Annotated in this window: 20 protein-coding genes; 10 read left to right on the forward strand and 10 right to left on the reverse strand. The window is 72.9% G+C overall.

All coding sequences use genetic code 11. The annotated features are described in order from the left end of the window. The first annotated feature begins 10 nt into the window (after positions 1-10). The 4 genes from AB0A97_RS27895 to AB0A97_RS27910 all read left to right on the forward strand — a co-directional run bounded on the left by AB0A97_RS27895 (position 11) and on the right by AB0A97_RS27910 (position 3,376). Positions 11-925: a sugar ABC transporter permease gene (locus AB0A97_RS27895; protein ID WP_361155017.1), complete on the forward strand. Its 915-nt coding sequence runs from the start codon at positions 11-13 to the stop codon at positions 923-925. Beyond that, complete coding sequence (locus AB0A97_RS27900) at positions 922-1,863, forward strand: carbohydrate ABC transporter permease (protein WP_361155019.1); 942 nt, start codon at positions 922-924, stop codon at positions 1,861-1,863. The genes AB0A97_RS27895 and AB0A97_RS27900 overlap by 4 nt, the downstream gene beginning before the upstream one ends. 111 nt (positions 1,864-1,974) lie before the next feature. Beyond that, entirely contained in the window at positions 1,975-2,268 is a 294-nt protein-coding gene (locus AB0A97_RS27905; RefSeq protein ID WP_361155021.1) for a hypothetical protein, read from the forward strand. Between the two features lie 73 nt (positions 2,269-2,341). Then, positions 2,342-3,376: an NUDIX domain-containing protein gene (locus tag AB0A97_RS27910; RefSeq protein ID WP_361155023.1), complete on the forward strand. Its 1,035-nt coding sequence runs from the start codon at positions 2,342-2,344 to the stop codon at positions 3,374-3,376. Between the two features lie 219 nt (positions 3,377-3,595). On the opposite strand, the gene AB0A97_RS27915 is transcribed toward AB0A97_RS27910, so the two are convergent. Continuing rightward, complete coding sequence (locus tag AB0A97_RS27915) at positions 3,596-4,969, reverse strand: dipeptidase (RefSeq protein WP_361155024.1); 1,374 nt, start codon at positions 4,967-4,969, stop codon at positions 3,596-3,598. A 190-nt stretch (positions 4,970-5,159) separates the two neighbouring features. On the opposite strand from AB0A97_RS27915, the gene AB0A97_RS27920 reads away from it, so the two are divergent. The 3 genes from AB0A97_RS27920 to AB0A97_RS27930 all read left to right on the forward strand — a co-directional run bounded on the left by AB0A97_RS27920 (position 5,160) and on the right by AB0A97_RS27930 (position 8,569). Then, complete coding sequence (locus tag AB0A97_RS27920; RefSeq protein ID WP_361155025.1) at positions 5,160-6,362, forward strand: geranylgeranyl reductase family protein; 1,203 nt, start codon at positions 5,160-5,162, stop codon at positions 6,360-6,362. Positions 6,363-6,680: 318 nt separating this feature from the next. Beyond that, positions 6,681-7,907 (forward strand): histidine kinase, encoded by a 1,227-nt coding sequence (locus AB0A97_RS27925; RefSeq protein ID WP_361155252.1) that lies wholly within the window; start codon positions 6,681-6,683, stop codon positions 7,905-7,907. Then, on the forward strand, positions 7,904-8,569 hold the full coding sequence (locus AB0A97_RS27930) for a response regulator transcription factor (protein WP_361155026.1): 666 nt from the start codon (positions 7,904-7,906) through the stop codon (positions 8,567-8,569). The genes AB0A97_RS27925 and AB0A97_RS27930 overlap by 4 nt, the downstream gene beginning before the upstream one ends. 66 nt (positions 8,570-8,635) lie before the next feature. Here the strand turns inward: AB0A97_RS27930 and AB0A97_RS27935 are convergent, their stop codons facing one another. The 3 genes from AB0A97_RS27935 to AB0A97_RS27945 form a co-directional block, all read right to left on the reverse strand. Further along, positions 8,636-8,899, reverse strand: coding sequence for a DUF6332 family protein (locus AB0A97_RS27935; protein ID WP_361155028.1), 264 nt, complete (start codon positions 8,897-8,899; stop codon positions 8,636-8,638). 148 nt (positions 8,900-9,047) lie between these two features. After that, positions 9,048-9,830 (reverse strand): maleylpyruvate isomerase family mycothiol-dependent enzyme, encoded by a 783-nt coding sequence (locus tag AB0A97_RS27940; protein WP_361155030.1) that lies wholly within the window; start codon positions 9,828-9,830, stop codon positions 9,048-9,050. Next, positions 9,817-10,200 (reverse strand): hypothetical protein, encoded by a 384-nt coding sequence (locus tag AB0A97_RS27945; protein ID WP_361155032.1) that lies wholly within the window; start codon positions 10,198-10,200, stop codon positions 9,817-9,819. Before AB0A97_RS27945 ends, AB0A97_RS27940 begins: the two co-directional genes overlap by 14 nt. A 346-nt stretch (positions 10,201-10,546) precedes the next feature. Between AB0A97_RS27945 and AB0A97_RS27950 the strand changes: the two genes are divergently transcribed. Both AB0A97_RS27950 and AB0A97_RS27955 read left to right on the forward strand, forming a co-directional pair. Further along, positions 10,547-11,791, forward strand: coding sequence for an ROK family protein (locus AB0A97_RS27950; RefSeq protein WP_361155033.1), 1,245 nt, complete (start codon positions 10,547-10,549; stop codon positions 11,789-11,791). A gap of 1,038 nt (positions 11,792-12,829) precedes the next feature. Then, entirely contained in the window at positions 12,830-14,239 is a 1,410-nt protein-coding gene (locus tag AB0A97_RS27955; RefSeq protein WP_361155034.1) for a lamin tail domain-containing protein, read from the forward strand. Here the strand turns inward: AB0A97_RS27955 and AB0A97_RS27960 are convergent. From AB0A97_RS27960 to AB0A97_RS27975, 4 genes are all read right to left on the reverse strand, one after another. Continuing rightward, on the reverse strand, positions 14,229-14,969 hold the full coding sequence (locus tag AB0A97_RS27960; protein WP_361155036.1) for an amino acid racemase: 741 nt from the start codon (positions 14,967-14,969) through the stop codon (positions 14,229-14,231). The genes AB0A97_RS27955 and AB0A97_RS27960 overlap by 11 nt on opposite strands. Positions 14,970-15,128: 159 nt before the next feature. Next, positions 15,129-16,178, reverse strand: coding sequence for a phosphotriesterase (locus AB0A97_RS27965; RefSeq protein ID WP_361155037.1), 1,050 nt, complete (start codon positions 16,176-16,178; stop codon positions 15,129-15,131). Further along, positions 16,172-16,756 (reverse strand): DUF4865 family protein, encoded by a 585-nt coding sequence (locus AB0A97_RS27970; RefSeq protein WP_361155038.1) that lies wholly within the window; start codon positions 16,754-16,756, stop codon positions 16,172-16,174. Before AB0A97_RS27970 ends, AB0A97_RS27965 begins: the two co-directional genes overlap by 7 nt. A 117-nt stretch (positions 16,757-16,873) precedes the next feature. Beyond that, on the reverse strand, positions 16,874-17,455 hold the full coding sequence (locus tag AB0A97_RS27975; protein ID WP_361155039.1) for a TetR/AcrR family transcriptional regulator: 582 nt from the start codon (positions 17,453-17,455) through the stop codon (positions 16,874-16,876). A gap of 222 nt (positions 17,456-17,677) precedes the next feature. Between AB0A97_RS27975 and AB0A97_RS27980 the strand changes: the two genes are divergently transcribed. Beyond that, positions 17,678-17,989 (forward strand): SHOCT domain-containing protein, encoded by a 312-nt coding sequence (locus tag AB0A97_RS27980; RefSeq protein ID WP_361155041.1) that lies wholly within the window; start codon positions 17,678-17,680, stop codon positions 17,987-17,989. A gap of 120 nt (positions 17,990-18,109) precedes the next feature. On the opposite strand, the gene AB0A97_RS27985 is transcribed toward AB0A97_RS27980, so the two are convergent. Together AB0A97_RS27985 and AB0A97_RS27990 are read right to left on the reverse strand one after the other, a co-directional pair. Beyond that, on the reverse strand, positions 18,110-18,658 hold the full coding sequence (locus tag AB0A97_RS27985) for an ATP-binding protein (protein ID WP_361155043.1): 549 nt from the start codon (positions 18,656-18,658) through the stop codon (positions 18,110-18,112). Positions 18,659-18,830: 172 nt separating this feature from the next. After that, a complete protein-coding gene (locus tag AB0A97_RS27990) occupies positions 18,831-19,121 on the reverse strand; it encodes a hypothetical protein (RefSeq protein WP_030023665.1) in 291 nt (96 codons plus the stop codon). Between the last annotated feature and the right edge of the window lie 24 nt (positions 19,122-19,145).

The raw sequence follows: 19,145 nt of genomic DNA on the forward strand, positions 1-19,145 counted from the left end.
ACCCGGAACCATGCCGAAGACCGCGGCGCGCCGCGCCGGGCGCCGGGGCTTGCGGCGCCACACCCGCCGCGACCTCGCCGTGCTGTGCGTCCTGCTGGGCCTGCCGCTCCTGCTCGACCTCGTCCTGGTGTGGGGACCGACGATGGCCTCCATCGGCCTGTCCTTCACCGACTGGGACGGCGTCGGAGACATCGAATGGACCGGCCTCGGCAATTACGCCCACCTCTTCGCCGATTACCCGCAATTCTGGCCGGCGGTCCGCAACAACCTGTTGTGGCTCGCCGCTCTCGGCCTGCTCGCCACCCCGTTCGGCCTGCTGCTCGCCGCGCTCATCGACCGCGGCGTGCGGTTCAGCCGCTTCTACCAGTCCACCCTCTACATGCCGGTGGTGCTCTCGCTCGCCGTCGTCGGCTTCATCGCCCAGCTCGTCCTCTCCCGGGACCAGGGCGCCCTGAACGCCCTGCTGGGCAGCGGGCGGGACCCGGTCGACTGGCTCGGCGACCCGGACCTGAACATCTGGATGATCCTGCTGGCCGCCTGCTGGCGGCACACCGGGTACGTCATGATCCTCTACCTCGCCGGGCTGAAGTCGGTGGACCCGACGCTCAAGGAGGCCGCGGCCATCGACGGGGCCACCGAGCGGCAGACGTTCTTCCGGGTCGTGCTGCCGGCCCTGCGCCCGGTCAATGTCATCGTCGGTGTCATCACCGTCATCGAGGCCCTGCGCGCCTTCGACATCGTCTACGCCGTCAACAAGGGCCGCAACGGCCTGGAACTGCTGTCCGTCCTGGTGACCGACAACATCGTCGGCGAGGCGAGCCGGATCGGCTTCGGCTCGGCCATCGCCGTCGTCCTGCTGCTGGTCTCGCTCGGGTTCATCGTCACCTATCTCGTCCAGGAACTGAGGGGGGAGGAGCGCCGATGACCGTGCCCGCCGTAGGGACCACGCGCCCGGTACGCGCCGCCGGGCCGGCCGGTGGCGCACCCGGCCGCCGCCGGGGCGGGCGGGCCGGCCGGGGCGGCCGCTGGGGCGTGCACGCCTTTCTGCTCGCCGTCTCGCTCGCCTTCCTCGCGCCGCTGCTGCTGGCCGTCTACGCGTCGCTGCGCCCGTACGAGGAGACCGCCAGGGACGGCTACTTCTCCCTGCCGAGCCGGCTCTCCTTCGACTATTACCGGCAGGCGTTCACCGATTCCGGCATGGGCCGGTATTTCCTGAACACCCTCCTGATCGCGGTGCCGGGCGTCCTGATCACGCTTTTCCTCGCGTCGTTCACCGCCTTCGCCGTGGCCCGGCTGCGGCTGCGCGGCTCACTGCTCCTGCTGATGTTCTTCACGGCCGGAAACCTGCTGCCGCAACAGGTCATCATCACGCCGCTCTACGTGCTCTTCACCAAGGTGCCGCTGCCCTACTGGCTGTCCGACTCGCTCACGCTCTACGACTCCCTGTGGGCCGTGCTCGCCGTGCAGATCGCTTTCCAGCTCGGCTTCTGCGTCTTCGTGCTGGCGAATTTCATGCGGACCCTGCCGAGGGAAATCCTGGAGGCCGCGGTCGTCGACGGCGCCGGGGTGTGGACGCGCTACCGGCACGTGACACTCCCGCTGTGCCGGCCCGCCCTCGCCGCACTGGGCACGCTGCAATTCACCTGGATGTACAACGACTTCCTGTGGGGCCTGGTCTTCCTCTCCGACGGCGACAAACTCCCGGTCACCTCGGCCCTGAACAACTTGCGCGGCCAGTTCTTCACGGACTACAACCTGCTGGCGGCGGGCTCGGTCATCGTCGCCCTGCCCACGGTCGTCGTCTTCCTGCTCCTGCAACGGCACTTCATCGCGGGCCTGACCCTGGGCGCGAACAAGGGGTGACGGGGCGGGCGGCGCCCCGTACGCCCGCGCGGGAACGCGGTGCGCGGCCCCTTGCCGGGGCGGTTCGGGGCGGCGACGCTCCGGCTATCGCCCGAGCGAAAGGGGAGCGTCATGACGAACGCGCAGATGTGGGCGTTGATCGTGGGATTCGCGTCACCGGTGCTCATCTCCGTCGTCAACCAGCCGCAGTGGTCGCACGCCGCCAGAACCCTGGTGCAGGTGGTGGTCTCGGTGCTGGTGGGGCTGGGGAGCGCGCTCTTCGCCGGGGATTTCGCCGGAAAGGACGTGGTGACCAGCATCCTCGTCGCCGCGGTGGCCGCGATCAGCGCGTACAAGGGGGTCTTCAAACCTTCCGGTATTGCGCCGAAGGTGGAAAAGGCCACGTCCGTGCCGGCGCGCCGATAGCCCCGTCCCCGCAAAAGTTTCCGTGGCAGGGTGTTACGGGCAACTCACAGGGGTCTAGGGACAAGGGGGCAATGTGATCGTCTGGCTGAACGGCGCGTCCGGTGCGGGGAAGTCCACCGCGGCCCGGCACCTGCTGGACCTGCTTCCCGGAAGCACGCTCTACGACCCCGAGCTGGTCGGCAGCGAGCTGCGGCTGTTGCTGCCCGCCGCACGGCTGGAGCAGATCGGCGACTACCAGGACCTTCCGTCCTGGCGCCGGCTCGTCGTGGACACGGCCGCCGCGCTGCTCAACGAGGTGCCGGGACCGCTCGTCACCCCGATGCCGCTGCTGCGCCAGGAGTACCGGGACGAGATATTCGGCGGCCTCGCCTCGCGCCGGGTGCCCGTACGCCATGTTCTGCTGCATGCGGAGGAAACGATCCTCCGAGAGCGTGCGGGCCAGCGCGCGGGACATGCCGGGGGCGCGCCGGCCGACACGGCGGCGCAGGACCGGTGCCGGGCGCACCTGGAGGCGTACGAGGACGCGCTCGGCTGGCTCAAACAGGACGCGCACGTCATCGACACGGCCCGGCTGACACCGCGGGAGACCGCCGAACGGATCGCGGAAGCAGTCCAGGCCGGTGCCGGGGCCTGCGACATCGTGCAGACACCGGAGCCCACGGCGGAGACCCTCGCGGCCGGGGTGCTGCTCTTCGACGACGCCGACCGGGTCCTGCTGGTGGACCCGACGTACAAGCCGGGCTGGGAGTTTCCCGGCGGTGTCGTGGAGCCGGGTGAGCCGCCGGCCCGCGCGGGACTGCGCGAGGTCACCGAGGAACTGGGCATCCGGCTGCACAGCGCGCCACGGCTGCTGGTGCTGGACTGGGAACCGCCGAAGCCGCCCGGCTTCGGCGGCCTGCGGATGCTCTTCGACGGCGGCCGGCTGGCGGGCGAGCAGATCCGGGACCTGCTGCTGCCGGGGCCCGAACTGCGGGACTGGCGGTTCGCGACCGAGGCCGAGGCGGCGGACATGCTGCCTCCGGTGCGCTGGAACCGGCTGCGCTGGGCCCTGCGCGCACGCGAACAGGGACGCCCGCTCAATCTTGAGGCGGGCGTCCCTGTGGGGTGAGGGGCAGGGCGCGGCGTGGTGACGGGAGCCGAGGGCGGCGGTGGTACGGGTGCCGGAGTGGTCCGAAGGCGGCCGCCCGGAAGCGGCTGCCCGGAGGCGGCGGTCCGGAGGCGGCGGGAGAGCCCCCGGACCGGCCGTCACGGGTGTCCTACGGGCCGGGCGGCTCGGCGGCCGCCTGACGGGGCGCGCGGCCCGGTTGCCGGCCTACGGGCGGACGGCTCAGTTGCCGGCGGCCTCGTACTGGCGCGCGTACCGCTGGAGGAACAGCGCCTCGGCCAGCGAGAGGCGCTCCAGCTCCTCCGGCGAGACGCTCTCGTTGACCGCGTGGATCTGCGCCTCCGGCTCGCTGAGGCCGATGAGCAGGATCTCGGCCCGCGGGTAGAGCGCGGCCAGCGTGTTGCACAGCGGGATCGAACCGCCCATACCGGACGTCTGCATCTCGGTGCCGTCGTACGCCTCCCGCATCGCCTCCGCCATCGACGCGTACGCCGGGCTGTCGGTGTCCGCGCGGAACGCCTGGCCCTGCCCGATCTGCTCGACAGTGACCCGCGCGCCCCACGGGGCGGCCTTCTCCAGGTGCGCGGTGAGCAGCTCGGACGCCTTCACGGCGTCCGTGCCCGGCGGGATCCGCAGGCTCACCAGCGCCCGCGCGCCCGCCTGCACGGACGGCGTGGCGCCGACCACCGGCGGGCAGTCGATGCCGAGGACGGTGACGGCGGGACGGGCCCAGATCCGGTCGGCGACCGTGCCGCTGCCGGTCAGCCCGACACCGTCCAGCACCTTGGCGTCCTTGCGGAACTCCTCCTCCGCGTACTGCAGACCGTCCCAGCGCTCGTCCGCCTCCAGGCCGTCGACGACCGTCGAGCCGTCCTCCGCGCGCAGCGAGTCCAGGATGCGGATCAGCGCCGCCAGCGCGTCCGGCGCCGCGCCGCCGAACTGGCCGGAGTGGAGGTTGCCCTCCAGGGTGTCCACCTGGACCCGGACCAGCGTCATGCCGCGCAGCGTCGCCGTCACCGTCGGCAGGCCGACCCGGAAGTTGCCGGTGTCACCGATCACGATGGTGTCGGCGGTCAGCAGCTCGGGGTGGGCCTCCGCGTACTGCTCCAGCCCGCCGGTGCCCTGCTCCTCGGAGCCCTCCACGATCACCTTGACGTTGACCGGGACGCCGCCGTGCTCCTTGAGCGCCCGCAGCGCCGTCAGGTGCATGATCAGACCGCCCTTGCAGTCGGCGGCGCCGCGCCCGTACCAGCGGCCGTCCCGCTCGGTCAGCTCGAACGGCGGCGATATCCAGGCGGACTCGTCCAGCGGCGGCTGCACGTCGTAGTGCGCGTACAGCAGCACGGTCGGCGCGCCGGCCGGCCCCGGCAGGAAGCCGTACACGGACTGGGTGCCGTCCGGGGTGTCCAGCAGGGCCACGTCCGTGAAGCCCTCGGACCGCAGCGCGCCCGCCACCCACTCGGCGGCGGCCTCGCACTCGCTCCTGGGAAACTGCGCCGGATCGGCGACCGACTTGAAGGCCACCAGCTCGGCCAGCTCGGTCCTGGCCCGGGGCTGCAGCGAGGCGACGGTGTGCGCGAGCGGGCTGTCAGGCATGGAACGCTCCTTGTGGGCGCGGCGTTGTACACGTGGGTCACGTGCCGGTCCGTCCGGTTCTACCGCACCGGACCAACCGTACGTACGGGCGATTGTGGGGCCGATCTTCCCACAGGAAGGGCGTCCGACGGCGCGCCGTAGGATGCGGGCGGTACGCGCAGCAAGGCATCGAACGGGAGCAGAAGCACAGGTGAGCAGCGACAGCGCAGCCGAGGGAAACCAGCAGGTGTGGGACGTCGTGGTGGTGGGCGCGGGGCCCGCCGGAGCCTCGGCCGCCTACGCAGCGGCGTGTACGGGACGCCGGGTGCTGCTCCTGGAGAAGGCCGAACTCCCCCGCTACAAGACCTGCGGCGGCGGCATCATCGGACCGTCCCGCGACGCGCTGCCACCCGGCTTCGACCTGCCGCTGCGCGACCGGGTGCACGCGGTGACCTTCTCCCTCAACGGAAAGCTGACCCGCACCCGCCGCTCGAAGAACATGCTGTTCGGGCTCATCAACCGTCCCGACTTCGACGCCCAGCTGGTCAAGACGGCCCAGGACGCCGGCGCCGAGCTGCGCACCGGCGCCACGGTCTCCCGCGTCGAACAGCACGGCTCGGCGGTGCCGGACCGGCGGACCGTCGCCGTGGTGCTGGGTGACGGCGAGGTGGTGCTGGCCCGCGCGGTGGTCGGCGCGGACGGCAGCGCCAGCCGGATAGGCGCCCACGTCGGCGTGAAGATGGACCAGGTCGACCTGGGCCTGGAAGCGGAGATCCCGGTGCCGCCGACGGTCGCCGAGGACTGGGCCGGACGGGTGCTCGTCGACTGGGGCCCGATCCCGGGCAGCTACGGCTGGGTCTTCCCCAAGGGCGACACCCTCACCGTCGGCGTGATCTCGGCCCGCGGCGAGGGCGCCGCGACCAAGCGCTACCTGGACGACTTCATCGGCCGGCTCGGCCTCGCGGGCTTCGAGCCGAGCATCTCCTCCGGCCATCTGACCCGCTGCCGCGCCGAGGACTCGCCGCTCTCCCGCGGCCGCGTCCTGGTGTGCGGTGACGCCGCCGGGCTGCTGGAGCCGTGGACCCGCGAGGGCATCTCCTTCGCGCTGCGCTCCGGGCGGCTCGCGGGGGAGTGGGCCGCCCGTGTCGCGGAGGCGCACGACGCGGTGGACGCCCGCCGCCAGGCCCTGAACTACGCCTTCGCGATCAAGGCCGGACTCGGCGTGGAGATGGGCGTCGGCCGCCGGATGCTCACCCTCTTCTCCCGCCGCCCGGGCCTGATCCACGCGGCCCTGACCGGCTTCCGCCCGGCCTGGCACGCTTTCGCGAAGATCGTCCGGGGGACGACCACGCTGGCCGAGATCGTCCGTACGCATCCGGTCGCGCGGCGGGCGATGGGGGCGTTGGACAAGTAGGGGCCGGGCACCGGGAGCCGGGACCCGGGGAGCGGGGGCCGGGCACCGGGAAGCAGGGAGCAGGGGGACGGGGGAGCAGGGAGTCGGGAGCGGTCGCCGCCCGGCGGCTACTCCCCGGGGAGTACGCCTGAGCACCGCGCCGGGCTGACGCTCTCATGCGGTGTGCCGGTCTAGCGTGACGGCATGGACGACGTACGGCCGCGGTGGGCGCGGCACTGCGGCGGCCCGCGTCCGGGCCGGTGGCGGGCGCTGGGAGGCGGCGGGGCCGCGGGGCCGTGGCGGGCGGAGGACGACGGCGGGCCCGTGGGCCGGTCCGGCATGCGGCTGCCCTGGATCTCGACGGTCTGGTTCACCGTGTTCGTGTTCGTCGGCACCCGGTTCGCCGCGAAGGGCCAGCCGGGCCGCGCCGGCCTCGATCTGCCGGCGTATGTGCTGGTGATCGCGGGCGCGGCCCTGCTGCTCCTGCGGCACCGCCACCCGCGCACGGTCGCCCTCGGCACCGCGCTCGCGACCACTGTCTACCTCGCCGCGGGATATCCGTACGGCCCGGTCCTGTTCCTCTGTGCCTTCGGCTGCTTCGCGGCCGTCGTCGCCGGGCACCGTACGGCCGCCTGGGCCGCCGTCGGCCTGGTCTGGGCGAGCCACCTCCTGGTCGGCCACTGGCTCTACCGCTGGCTGCCGCCGAGGGGTGACGGGCCCGCTGCCTGGGGGGAGCAACTGTTCGTCACGGTTTTGGTGGTGGCGGTCGTGGCGGTCTCCGAGCTGGCGCGCGTGCGCCGTGAACAGTTCGCACGGGTACGTGCCGAGCGGCGGGCGGCCGCTCGGCGGCGGGCCGACGAGGAACGGCTGCGGATCGCCCGGGAACTGCACGACGTGCTGGCGCACAGCATCTCCGTCATCAACGTCCAGGCGGGCGTCGGCCTCGCGTTGCTGGACGACGACCCCGAGCAGGCCCGCAGCGCCCTGACCACCATCAAGGCCGCCAGCAAGGAGGCGCTGGGTGAGGTCCGGCAGGTCCTGGACACCCTGCGGGCACCGGGCGCCGCGCCGCGCGCCCCGGCGCCCGGCCTGGGCCGGCTGCCCGAACTGTGCGAGCAGGCCGAGGACGCCGGCCTGGCGGTCGAGGTCACGGTGGACGGCTCGCCCGCGGGACTCGCCCCGGGCACCGACCTCGCCGCCTTCCGCATCGTCCAGGAGGCGCTCACCAACGTCGTACGGCACTCCGGGGCCCGGACCGCCCGCGTCCGCCTCGGCCACTTCCCCCGCACGCTGGAGATCACGGTGGACGACGACGGCCCGCCGGCCGCCGCCGGGCGCGCCGGAGACGTCACCGGAGGCGGCAACGGCCTGGTCGGCATGGGCGAACGCGCCGCCGCACTCGGCGGCACCGTCGAGGCGGGACCGCGCCCGGACGGCGGCTTCCGGGTGCACGCCCGCATCCCCCTGCGCCCCGCGACACCCGCCGGGCCGCCGGAGCCGGGGCGGCCCGGCGCCGCGCGTGCTGCGGATACGGTGAGGGACCAGGCCACCGAGGAGGAGTCGTGATCCGGGTACTGCTCGCCGACGACCAGCTGCTGGTCCGCGCCGGCTTCCGGGCGCTGCTGGACGCCCAGCCCGACATCGAGGTCGTCGGAGAGGCGGCGGACGGCGAGGAGGCGCTGCTCGCCCTGCGCGACCTGTGCCCCGACGCCGTCCTGATGGACATCCGGATGCCGGTGCTGGACGGGCTGGCCGCCACCCGTCAGATCACCGAGGACCCCCGGCTGTCCGCCGTGAAGGTCGTCATGCTCACCACCTTCGAGCTGGACGAGTACGTCTTCGAGGCGATCCGCTGCGGCGCCTCCGGCTTCCTGGTCAAGGACACCGAACCGGAGGAACTCGTGCGGGCGGTGCGTGCCGTGGTCGAGGGCGACGCGCTGCTCTCGCCGGGTGTCACCCGCCGGCTGATCGCGGAGTTCGCCGCGCGCTCCAAGGAGCCGGCCGCGGACGGCACCCTGGCCACGCTCACCGAGCGGGAACGGGAGGTGATGGCGCTGGTCGGCCTCGGAATGTCGAACGAGGAGATCGCCCGCCGCCTGGTCGTCAGCCCGCTGACCGCCAAGACCCACGTCAGCCGCACGATGGTCAAGCTGGGCGCCCGCGACCGGGCCCAACTCGTGGTGCTGGCGTACGAGTCGGGGCTCGTTCGCCCCGGGTGGCTGGGGTAGCCGTCCGTCGGAGACGGTGCGGGGTGGCCCAGGACGGTCAGTTCGCCCTGGAGCCTCGACCGGGGGTCATTCCGCCAGGGCCCCCGGTCCGGCGCGGCGGCCTGCGAAGCGGCGCAGGACCCGCACCACCCGCCAGACGAACGCGACCCCCGCCGCGCTCGCGGCCGCCGCCAGGAGCGCTCCCGTACCGTTCCGGCTCAGCCGGAGGAAGAGCAAGGGGATCACGGCCGCGCCGAAGGTGAGGGCGGCCACGAACACGCCGGTCAGCAGCGCGAAACCGATCTCGACGGTCGTCGCGTCGCGTTCGGCCTGGGAGCGGGTGGGCGACATGGTGACAGTCTGTCATGCGCTGCCCTGACTTTCGGTGTCACGCAGGGAAAGCGCCGCTCCTTGCCGTTCCACCCGCTGCTGCTGCCTGACCAGCCGCCCCCTCCGCCCACGTCCGTCCATGACCGTCTGCTCCGTCGTACGGCGACCGTCAGATGCCCGAGCGCTCCTGCCACAGCCGGGCCAGCCCGGCGTCGCCCGTGACGGTGATGCCCTCCAGCGAACGGCGGTTCCACAGGGCGAGGTACAGGTCGGGCGCCGGGCCCTCGATCACGCAGTCCGCCGCGGCGGCCCCGGACAGCGCGGCGCCTCCCGGCGCCGCCGCGCCCGGTATGCGTTCGGCGCGCGGCGGCGCGTCCGACAGCCGGACCGTCCAGGCCGCGCCGGGTGTGCCGACCGCTCCGGAGGCCCGTATGAGCAGCGTCTTCGGTGCCTCCGTACGCATCGTGCTGTGCTCCCGCGCCTGTATGCCGACGAGCAGCTCGTCGATGCCGTCGACGGCGAAGGCGGGGGCGGAGGGGGTGATGCCCGCGCCGAGCGCCGCCTCCGCGTCGGCGCGGTGCACCGCCGTCTCGTGCGCCTGGCGGCGCGTCCAGAAGGCCAGCGGGGACGGTGCGGGCAGGAAGGTCCAGCAGGACAGGTCCGCCGGGGCCGAGCGCAGCGCCCGCACCAGCGTCCGGCAGCCGTCGCGCAGCCAGTCGGCGAGCTGATCGTCGGGCAGCGCCGGGGCCTCGGGGAACCGGGCCGGCTGCTGGAGGCCCTGCGTCACGAAATCCGTCGCCCAGCGGTGCACCCGGCCCGTGTGGGAGAGCAGATCGCGCACCCGCCACTCCGGGCAGGTGGGGACCGGCGCGTCGGCCCCGGCCTTCTCGGCGGCGTCCGCGAGGAGTTGCCCGTCCCGCTCCAGGGACTCGGTGAAGTCAGTGTTCTCCATGCCGCTGAGTGTGCCAGCCGCCACTGACAACGGTCCCGCGCCTGACCGGGCGCCCGCGCAGCGCCCGGTGGATCACCCCGAGCAACAGCGCGTTGACCAGCGCGGCGGCGACCAGCGTCAGGATCAGGTACCACTGCGGCGAGCCGGCTCCGCCCCACAGCGCGTCACCGGCCAGCCACAGCGGGAAGACCGTGGGAGCGGTGAGCAATGCCACCCAGACGCCGGAGAAGGAGGCGTCCTCGTGCTGTACGAAGGCCAGGTCCACCACGGCGAAGAGCGCCGCCGCGAGCACCAGCGCGAGGTAGCCGAGCGAGACCGGATTGCCGAACATCAGCCGCGCGGGTCCGCGCAGCCGAGGTGTGACGTTCATGCAGCCCCCAGGTGTCGGGGTGGCCGGGTGGCTCCGGGGTGCGCGTCCCGCGCGCCGGTGTCCTCCGGCCGGATTCCCTGGCCGAATCCGTGACCAAGCAGTCAATTATGGTCCGCATACGGTCCCTTCCGACAGGTCGCGTACCCGGTATCGGTGTATCGACTCCCGCGTACGTGCCCGTACGCGCCATGCAGTAGCCGTACGGGACGCGGCCTGCCGCCGAACGGGACGCGCCCCACAGGCCGGGCGGGGTGTGAGCGGCGCTCCCGGAGGGTGGCCCGCCCCTTCCCGCGCGGAAGGGTGGCCCGTATTTTGTTTACCGCTGGTACAAAGCAAGAATGGGGACGTGACCCACACTCGGACAACCAGGCTGGAGCGGGGCCGCAGCGCTCTCGGGCCCGCACTGGAGCTCGTACACACCGGGCGCGCACCCACCCGTGCCGTCCTGACCTCGGAACTCGGCGTGACCCGGGCGACCGCGGGCGCGGTGGCGGCGGAGCTGGAAGCGCTCGGGCTGATCGTCGTCGACTCCCGCCCCACCTCCTCGGCGGGGTCCCAAGGCCGCCCCTCCCACCGCCTGTTCCTGGACGAGAACGGTCCCGTCGTCCTCGCCGGGCAGATCCACGCCGACGGTTACCGCGTCGCGCTGGTCGGCCTCGGCGGACGGATCGTGACCACCGTGAGCGGCTGCGGCACGATCCCCGCCGACCCGGCGCACGTGCTGGCCGAAGCGGTGGCGGCGGGCTCCGGGCTGCTCGAACGGACCGGGCGGCGCTGCCTCGGCGCGGCGCTCGCCATCCCGTCGGCCGTCGCCGAACCCGACGGCGAGGCGCTCAACCCCCTGCACCTGGCCTGGCCTTCGGGCGCCCCCGTACGCCGGCTCTTCCGGCGCGCCCTCGCCGAGGCCGGCGTCCCGGGAGTCACCGCCGCGGTCGGCTTCACCGGCAACGATGTCAACCTCGCCGCACTGGCCGAACACCGGCACGGCGCCGGACGTGGCGCCCGCGACCTGCTGTGCATCGCCTCAGGGCACCGGGGCGTCGGTGGCGCGCTGGTCCTGGACGGCCGGTTGCACAGCGGCAGTTCGGGCCTGGCCCTGGAGGTCGGCCATCTGACCGTCAACCCGGAGGGCGCGCCCTGCCACTGCGGCAGCCGCGGCTGTCTGGACGTCGAGGCGGACCCGCTCGCCTTCCTCGGCGCCGCGGGCCGCGCACCCGGCCCCGAGGGCTCGCTGCTCCGGCAGGCCACCGACCTGCTCCGCGAGGAGTACCAGGACCCGTCCGTACGGGCCGCCGCCGACCTGCTGATCGACCGGCTGGGCCTCGGCATCGCCGGACTCGTCAACATCCTCAACCCCGACCGCATCATCCTCGGCGGCCTGCACCGTGAACTTCTGGGCGCCGACCCGGAACGGCTGCGGGCCGTGGTCGCCGAGCGCAGCCTGTGGGGACGCAGCGGCGGCGTGCCGATCCTGCCGTGCACGCTCGACCACAACAGCCTGGTCGGCGCGGCGGAGCTGGCGTGGCAGCCGGTGCTGGACGATCCGCTGGTGGTCCTGGAGGGGGAAGACCGGGAAGACGGCCCTGCCTGAACGGCATGGGCACGGTCGCGTGTTCGACGGCTTTCCTCGCAATCTCATGTGGTCCATGCCACCCCGGAGGGACGTGATGTGAGCCACAGGTCTTCCGGCGACGCCGCTTGAACAGTGCGTATGACACTCGGTTGGCCGCCGCTCACGCAAGATGGAGCGTGCGCGCCGCTCGAAATGCCCAGCCGGGCAGGGCAAGATGGGTGCATCAACCGCCTGTCCGGTGGTGTGGACCGGGAAGTTCACGGTCCGCGACTCCGGGCGGCGCGCAGGCATGAAGGGCCCTGCCCCCTTGGCGCTCAACCGGCGGAGGCAGGACCCGGCTGCAGGGGCCCCGGTGTTCAGCCGGGGCCTTACTGCTGCTCAGTGGAAGTGCTGAAAGGTTTCACGCAGGAACTTCAACGCCGCGTACAGCGGGCTGAACCAGCGCGCCTTCCGAAAGTAGCCCTCCCACGAACAGCGAGTACAGCAGCACCCCTTCGGACACGAGTCCATCGGGTATCACCTCCGGTCCGGGGCCGGGTTTCATCGCGACCCCGCGGGAGCCGCGAGCTGGTCCGCCAGGGCCGGAGGTGAGGCAACAGATTAGCTCGGTGTGACCGCCCTCATAGCCCTCTCGGACACCAGTGGCAGCCGTGATGCCGCAGTCCGGCCCGGCACCGCGGGCCGTACGGCATCTCCCCACCGGTCCCTCGGGCCCCCTCCGGGCTCTGGACCTGCGGGGATTCACTTACCTCGCGGTAGCACCGAGTGTCAGTTCCCGATCCGGCCGTTGCGTAAATCACACATGCAAGGGTGGGGGCGCGTGCATGCGGTGTTGGTGCGTCACGTGACATTGCTGGTGCAAATCCCACTCCTCGGCGGACGGTGGTGGACGCCCGCCGACCAGGGCTGACGGGTGGTCAACCACCGGCCGTCGCCCGTGCCTTTCGCGCATCCTTCGGCTTTCCTTCAGGTGCCGTCCACCTGGCGGGAGGCGTCCCGACCGGTCCGCGTCGGACCGTCGTGCCGCCCCTTCCTCCCGACCCCTGGACGGACACCGTGACCGCATCACGTACGCGCCGCCGGCACCGTGCTCTCACCCTGCTCCTCGTCACCGGATCGGTGCTGGCCGGTGCGACGGCCGTCCCGCCTGCCCATGCGGCCCCGGCCGGTGACATCCGTATCAACGAGGTGGTGACCACCGGGAGCGTCGAGGACTCGATCGAGCTGTACAACAAGGGCACCGCGACGGTCGACATCTCGGGCTGGGTCCTCAAGGACGACAAGGACGGCTCGAAGTACACGATCGCTTCCGGGACCGAGCTGGCCGCGGGTGCCTTCCGCGCCTTCGACGTCCACGGCGCATCCGGGCTGGGTTCGGACGACCGGGCCCGCCTGTATCTGCCGGACGCCAAGACTCTCGTCGACAGCTTCTCCTGGCGCAGACACTCCGCCCCCTCCTGGTCACGCTGCCCCGACGGCACCGGCGCCTTCAAGGCGGCCGACGTGACCCTGGGCGCCGCCAACGGCTGCGGTGGCAACGGCAGCGCGCCGACGGCGTGGCCCGGCAGCGGCGCCGTGACGCACGCCGACGCCGCCAACGTGTTCGGCGAGGACCTCAGCGGCCTCTACCAGGACGGCGACATCATGTGGGCCGCCCAGAACAGCGGCAAGCTGTGGCGCCTGGTCCGTGACGCCTCCGGCGGCTGGACGCCCGACACCGGCCGCGGCTGGGCCTCCGGCAAGGCCCTGCGCTTTCCCGGCGGTTCCGGACGTCCCGACAGCGAGGGCGTGACCGTGACCGGCAGCGGAGCCGCCGCCGGTGTCTTCGTCGCCAGTGAGCGCGATGGCGACGCCTCCGGCGCCAGCCGGCTGTCCGTCCTGAGATACGACGTCTCCGGCACCGGCTCCATTCTGACCGCCACCAAGGAGTGGGACCTCACCTCCGACCTGCCTCCCGTCGGCTCCAACCTCGGCTTCGAGGGCATCACCTGGGTCCCCGACGCCTACCTGACGGGAGCCGCCTTCAAGGACGCCTCCACCGGCGCCGCCTACGCCCCGGCACGGTACGGCCCCCACGGCGGCGGCGTGTTCTTCACCGGCGTCGAAGGCACCGGCATGATCCACGGCTACGTCCTGGAGGACTCCGGCGCCTTCACCCGCGTCGCGTCCTTCAGCAGCGGCATGAGCGGCATCATGGAATTGCAGTGGGAGCCCCGGGCCGCCCGCCTGTGGGCCGTCTGCGACGACACCTGCAAGGGACAGCACCGCACCTTGCAGACCACCTCCACCGGCACCTTCACCACCACCGCCGTCCACAACCGCCCCGCCGGCATGCCCAACTACAACAACGAGGGCTTCACCTTGGCAGGCGCCGATGAATGCGTCGCCGGCTCGAAGCCCGTCTACTGGTCCGACGACAGCAACGACGACGGCCACGCACTGCGCAAGGGCAGGATCACCTGCTGACCTCCGCCCCGGCCGGCCCTCCCCGCCACAGCGGTACGGCCCGTCGGCCGACGGCGGCCTCGAAGGCCGCGTGGGCCAGCAGCCGCGTCGAGTCCAGCGTCGGCAGGGGCGAGACCTCCGGTGTCACCAGGAGCGGAATCTCCGTGCACACGAGGGCGACCGCGTCGCAGCCCCGTGCGGACAGCCGCTCGATGACGCGTAGGTACTCCTGGCGGGCGGGCTCGGAGAAGACGCCGTTCACCAGATCGTCGAAGATGATCCGGTGGACGGTACGGCGGTCGTCCTCGTCCGGTACGTCGGCCGCGATGCCCCGGGAGCCCAGCGCGCGCCCGTAGAGCGGGCCGTCCATCGTGTACGCGGTGCCCAGGACGCCGACGCGCCGGTACCCGTCCCGGGCGGCGCGTTCGGCGACCACCTCGGCTATGTGCAGGCCGGGCAGCGGCAGCTCCTCACCGGGCAGTTCGAGGGCCAGGTGGGCGGTGTTGTCCGGGCAGACGAAATAGTCCGCGCCCGCCCGAGCGAGGCGCGCGACGCTCTCGGCGAGTGTCGCTCTGACCGAGTGGTGGTCGCCGGCCTCCCAGGCGGGCATGGACCGCGCCATGCTGATGCAGTCCAGCGTCACGTCCGGATGGCCGTACGCCCCCAGCTCGGCGGACGCCTCCTGGCAGAAGGCCCGGAAGCACAGCGCCGCCCCTTCGGCGCTGTGCGCGAGGATGCCCAGGTGTTCCACGGTCCCTCCAGTGGCCGGCGGTTCACGCTGCCGCCATTGTCACCCGCCCCACTGACAACGGCCGTCCGCCCACCGGTTTCGGCCCCCCCACCGGCCTCAGCCGGCCCCCCACCGGCCTCAGCCGGCCCCCCTCCGGTTTCGGCCGTCCCCCCACCGGCCTCAGCCGCCCGCCCGCCGGTCTCCGGCGCCTCCCGCCTGCTCCCACTCCACCGCGAACGCGCGGGCCGGATGCGTCGTGAAGATGTTCCGTACCAGCTCGGCGCCCAGGGCGAGTTCGAGCCGCGGCCGCAGGCGGCGCAGCAGATGGGGCATGCCGGGCCCGCCGCTGACCGACCGGGCCGCCGCCGTCGTCGTGTCGCCGCCGAGGAGCAGCCGGTCCCCGTACCCGGCGTCGGCGAGTGTGGCCAGCGCGTCGGGCAGCCGCCAGTCCGTGGCGTGGTGGGCGCGTGACGGCCCGTCGAACGCCAGATAGGCCCCGGCGGCGGCGGCCGACCGGTGGGCCACCGGGTCGGGGGCGCGGTTGAGATGGCCCAGGACGACCCGCCGCGGCGGTACCGCCAGCCTCCCGCACAGCAGGTCGAGGACGTCCTCGGCCCCGGTGCCCAGTTCCAGGTGCACGCCGATGGGGGCGCCGGTGGCGTGGTGGGCCTCGGCCGCGGCGGCCATGGTGTACCGGGCGTGCGCGTCCAGGCCGTGGAAGCCGCCGGCGACTTTGATCAGGCCGGCTCTCGGGCGCGCGTCGGCGCCGCCGGCCGTATCCGTACGGCCGTCACCGCGGCTCCCGGACCAGCTCCCGATCCCCGTCGTCAACTCCGCCACGAACAGCGCCGCCAGGTCCACGGAGCCCCCGCCGGAGCCGGTCGCACCGCCCTTCGCCCCCACCCGCTCCAGCACCTCGGGCGCGTAGTGCGCCGCCTGGTGCAGCCCCGTCGCCGCGACGATCCGCACCCCTGAATCCTCGGCGAGCCGCCGCAGTTCACCGGCGCGCCGCCCCATTCCGTACGGCGTCCACTGGATCACCGTGCCGCCGCCCGCCTCCCGGAAGGCCCGCAGCTCGGCCGCCGCCGCGCCGGTGTCGTCGAGTTCCTGGCCGGGGAGCCGCGGGCTGCGCAGGAACAGGTGGTCGTGGGCGTCGCAGAGGCCCAGCGAAGCGGGGGAGACGTCTCCCGACACCGTACGGACGGCGGGTTGCCGACGCGCGTTCACCACCGCGCCCCGGTCGGCAGCTGCCCGGCCCCCGGCGCGGACAGGTGCAGCACCTCGAAGTGCTCCCCGTCCGATGCGGGCGCGGTGCCTTCCCAGAGGGCGAAGTGCACCAGTTCCCAGTGCCGTGGGTCGAGCGCGAGGGCGGTGGTGTGCACCCCGTCGGTACGGGCCAGCCGCCGTTGACCCGCCACCGCTTCCGCCACGGCGGTGGCCGGATCCGTCACCTCGGCGAGCGGCTGGATGCGGCGGACGAAGGAGCCCGGCACCGCTCCGGCGGACGGTCCCCGTTCGTGGTGGACGCCCGTCCAGTGCCGCACCTCGGGGCGGCCGAAGTCGCGGATCACGCCGCGGAAGCCGTCGCCGAGCAGGAAACGGTTCATCGCCAGGGGATCGGCCCAGAGGTAGAACGGCGCGTATTGATTGACGGGCGAACCGTCGACACCGCGTTCTCGGATGCCGTACGCCTTGATCCCGAGCCCTGCGCAGGTGTCGAGGAGATGCCCCCGGGTCCGTACCCGGTTGCGGATGACCCCCATGTCGTAGTCGGCGGGGAGGGTGACGGTGTACTGCATGGCGTGCACGGGTGCTCCGAGTGGGTGGGCGAAAGGGTGGGGTGCGGGCTCACGCGGCCCGCTCGGCGTCATTGCGGTGCGGATGCGAATGCGGATGCGGGGGCGGGTGGCCGCGGTGACGGGACGTCAGGCGGCGGGAGCCGGGCCGGTGGTGCGGGCCGCGAGCAGGGACAGTACGCCGCGTACCGCGGTGTCGAAGGGGGCGGGGGACCCGGCGGCGCGGGCCAGTACGTAGCCGCCCTGCACGGTGGCGACGACGGCGGCCGCGGTCTCTTCCGGGTCCAGCTCCGCGTCGAACTCGCCGCGCTCGCACCCCTCGCGGAGGATTCCGGCGATCCGGCCGCGCAGCCAGTCGAGCGTCTCGAAGACGGGCTGCCGCAGCGCCGGGTCGGCGATGACGTCCGGGTCCATGGTCAGCCGGCCCACCGGGCAGCCGCGCAGCACGTCGCGCTCGCGCAGCAGGTAGGCCCGCACCCGGTCGCAGGCGCCGCCGTCCCCGGAGAGGGCGGTGTCGGCGGTGTCCCGCATGACCTCGGCGGTACGGCGGATGGCGGCGAGCGCGAGGTCGGACTTGCCCGTGAAATGGTGGTACATGCTGCCTTGCCCGACGCCGGCGCGCTGCAGGATCGCCTTCGGGCTGGTGCCGGTGAAGCCGCGCTCCCAGAGGAGCTCCCTGGTGCTCTCGACGAGCCGTTCGGAAGTGGTCATGCAGTGACTGTACATACCAGTAGTTACAGAAATCGACCCGGGTGTTCGGAACGGATGGACGGACCCGCCCGGAGCGCCTGATTCCGTATCACGTACTTCCCTCGCCGTACGCACGGTGTCGTCAGCCGTACGACGACCGGCGGCCCCCGGCGGGCCAGGCTCGGAAGGGTGAACCACGCAGTCGCGCCGAGACGGTGCCCGACGACAAGGAGCTGATCTTTCATGTACGAGCTTGCGCACCCGTGGACCGGCGGCGGCCCCGGCCCTTGGTTCCTGCTCTTCCCGCTGTTCTGGGCGGCCGTGGCGTTCGGGGTGGTCACCCTGCTGCGGCGTACCGTGTGGCGCGGTGGCCGGAAGCCGTTCGGCGGCCCTGGGGGCGCCGGTCCCGCCCCGGCAGGCCGTGCCGAACCGTCGCCCATCGACGTGCTCGCCCGGCGCTTCGCGACCGGGGAGATCGACGAGGACGAGTACTGGCGCCGGCTCTCCGTCCTGGACGAGCGGTTCGGCACCGGTCCGAAGGGCGGGGCGGCGTGAGCGGGCGGGCCCCGTCGGCGCTCGACGCCGCGTGCCGTGGGCACTCAAAGCGCTTGTAGCGCTCAAAGCGCCCTACGCCGCGCGCCGTGAACGTTCATGCCGCGCGCCCGCCCCGGCCCTTCAAGCGACTCCGGCGCCCCGCACCCGCGGACGGGTGTCCACCGCTGCGCGCAGGGGCGGTTCGGCCGGAGTGAGCGCCGGTTCGCGTGCCGCTGTGGCGCGCGCGCACGACGAGCGCCCCACCGACGTACGGCGTACCGCTTCCTCCGGTGCGAGCGAGAGCGCGGGGAGCGTGAACCAGACGACCTTGCCGCCACCGTCCGGGCGCACTCCCCAGCTCTCGCTCAGAGCGTCGATCAGCGACAGTCCGCGGCCCTCGGTGTCGAGGGTTCCGGCCGTCCGCACCCGGGGCAGCCGGGGGTCCAGGTCGCGTACCGAGACCGTCAGTTGGTCCAGGAGGACGAGCAGTTCGACGGTGCATTGTTTGCTGGGCACGGCGTGCTGGTGCACATTGGCCAGCAGTTCGGTCACGCCGAGCGCCGCCGGGTCTATCAAGGCGTCGAGACGCCAGTACCGGAGCTGTGCCGATACGATTCTGCGCACCTGGCCGATCCGGGCCGGAAGGGCCTGGAGCTCCACCGTGCAGTGTCTGCTGGGCTGCCTGATCACGACCGCGACTCCCTGATGAGGTCGGGCGCCCTCGTACGACGGGGGCGAAGATCGGATCCAGCGATGCCGCACTTCCACCACAGTGTCACCGCTGGTGAACCCTCAGTGATACGAGTCCAGGGTCGTCCCACCAGTGCGCTCCCGCAACCGCACCGTCCCCCGAGAGACCCTGTCAAGCGCGAGCGGAGCGTGCCGCGCGTACGGCGTCCAGGAAGCGGTCCGGGGTGCCCAGCGTCAGCGAGTAACGGTGTCCGTTGAGGGTCGCCAGTGCCCGGTCGCGGGCCGCGAACAGGGGTTTGTGCGCCTGTACGGCCTGCACCGGCGCGCTGTCTATCTCGGTGCCGTAACTCGTCAGCAGGGCCAGCCTGCCGTCCTTGATCACGACCTGGCCCGCCCGGGTGAGCGACCGGAGCAACCATTTCTCTATGCGCACCCCGGTCGCGTTGAACTCGGGCTCCGCCATGGCGATCACCTCCTCAGCACGTCG

It is taken from the genome of Streptomyces sp. NPDC045470 (assembly GCF_040646595.1).
In the GTDB taxonomy this organism is placed as follows: Bacteria; Actinomycetota; Actinomycetes; order Streptomycetales; family Streptomycetaceae; genus Streptomyces.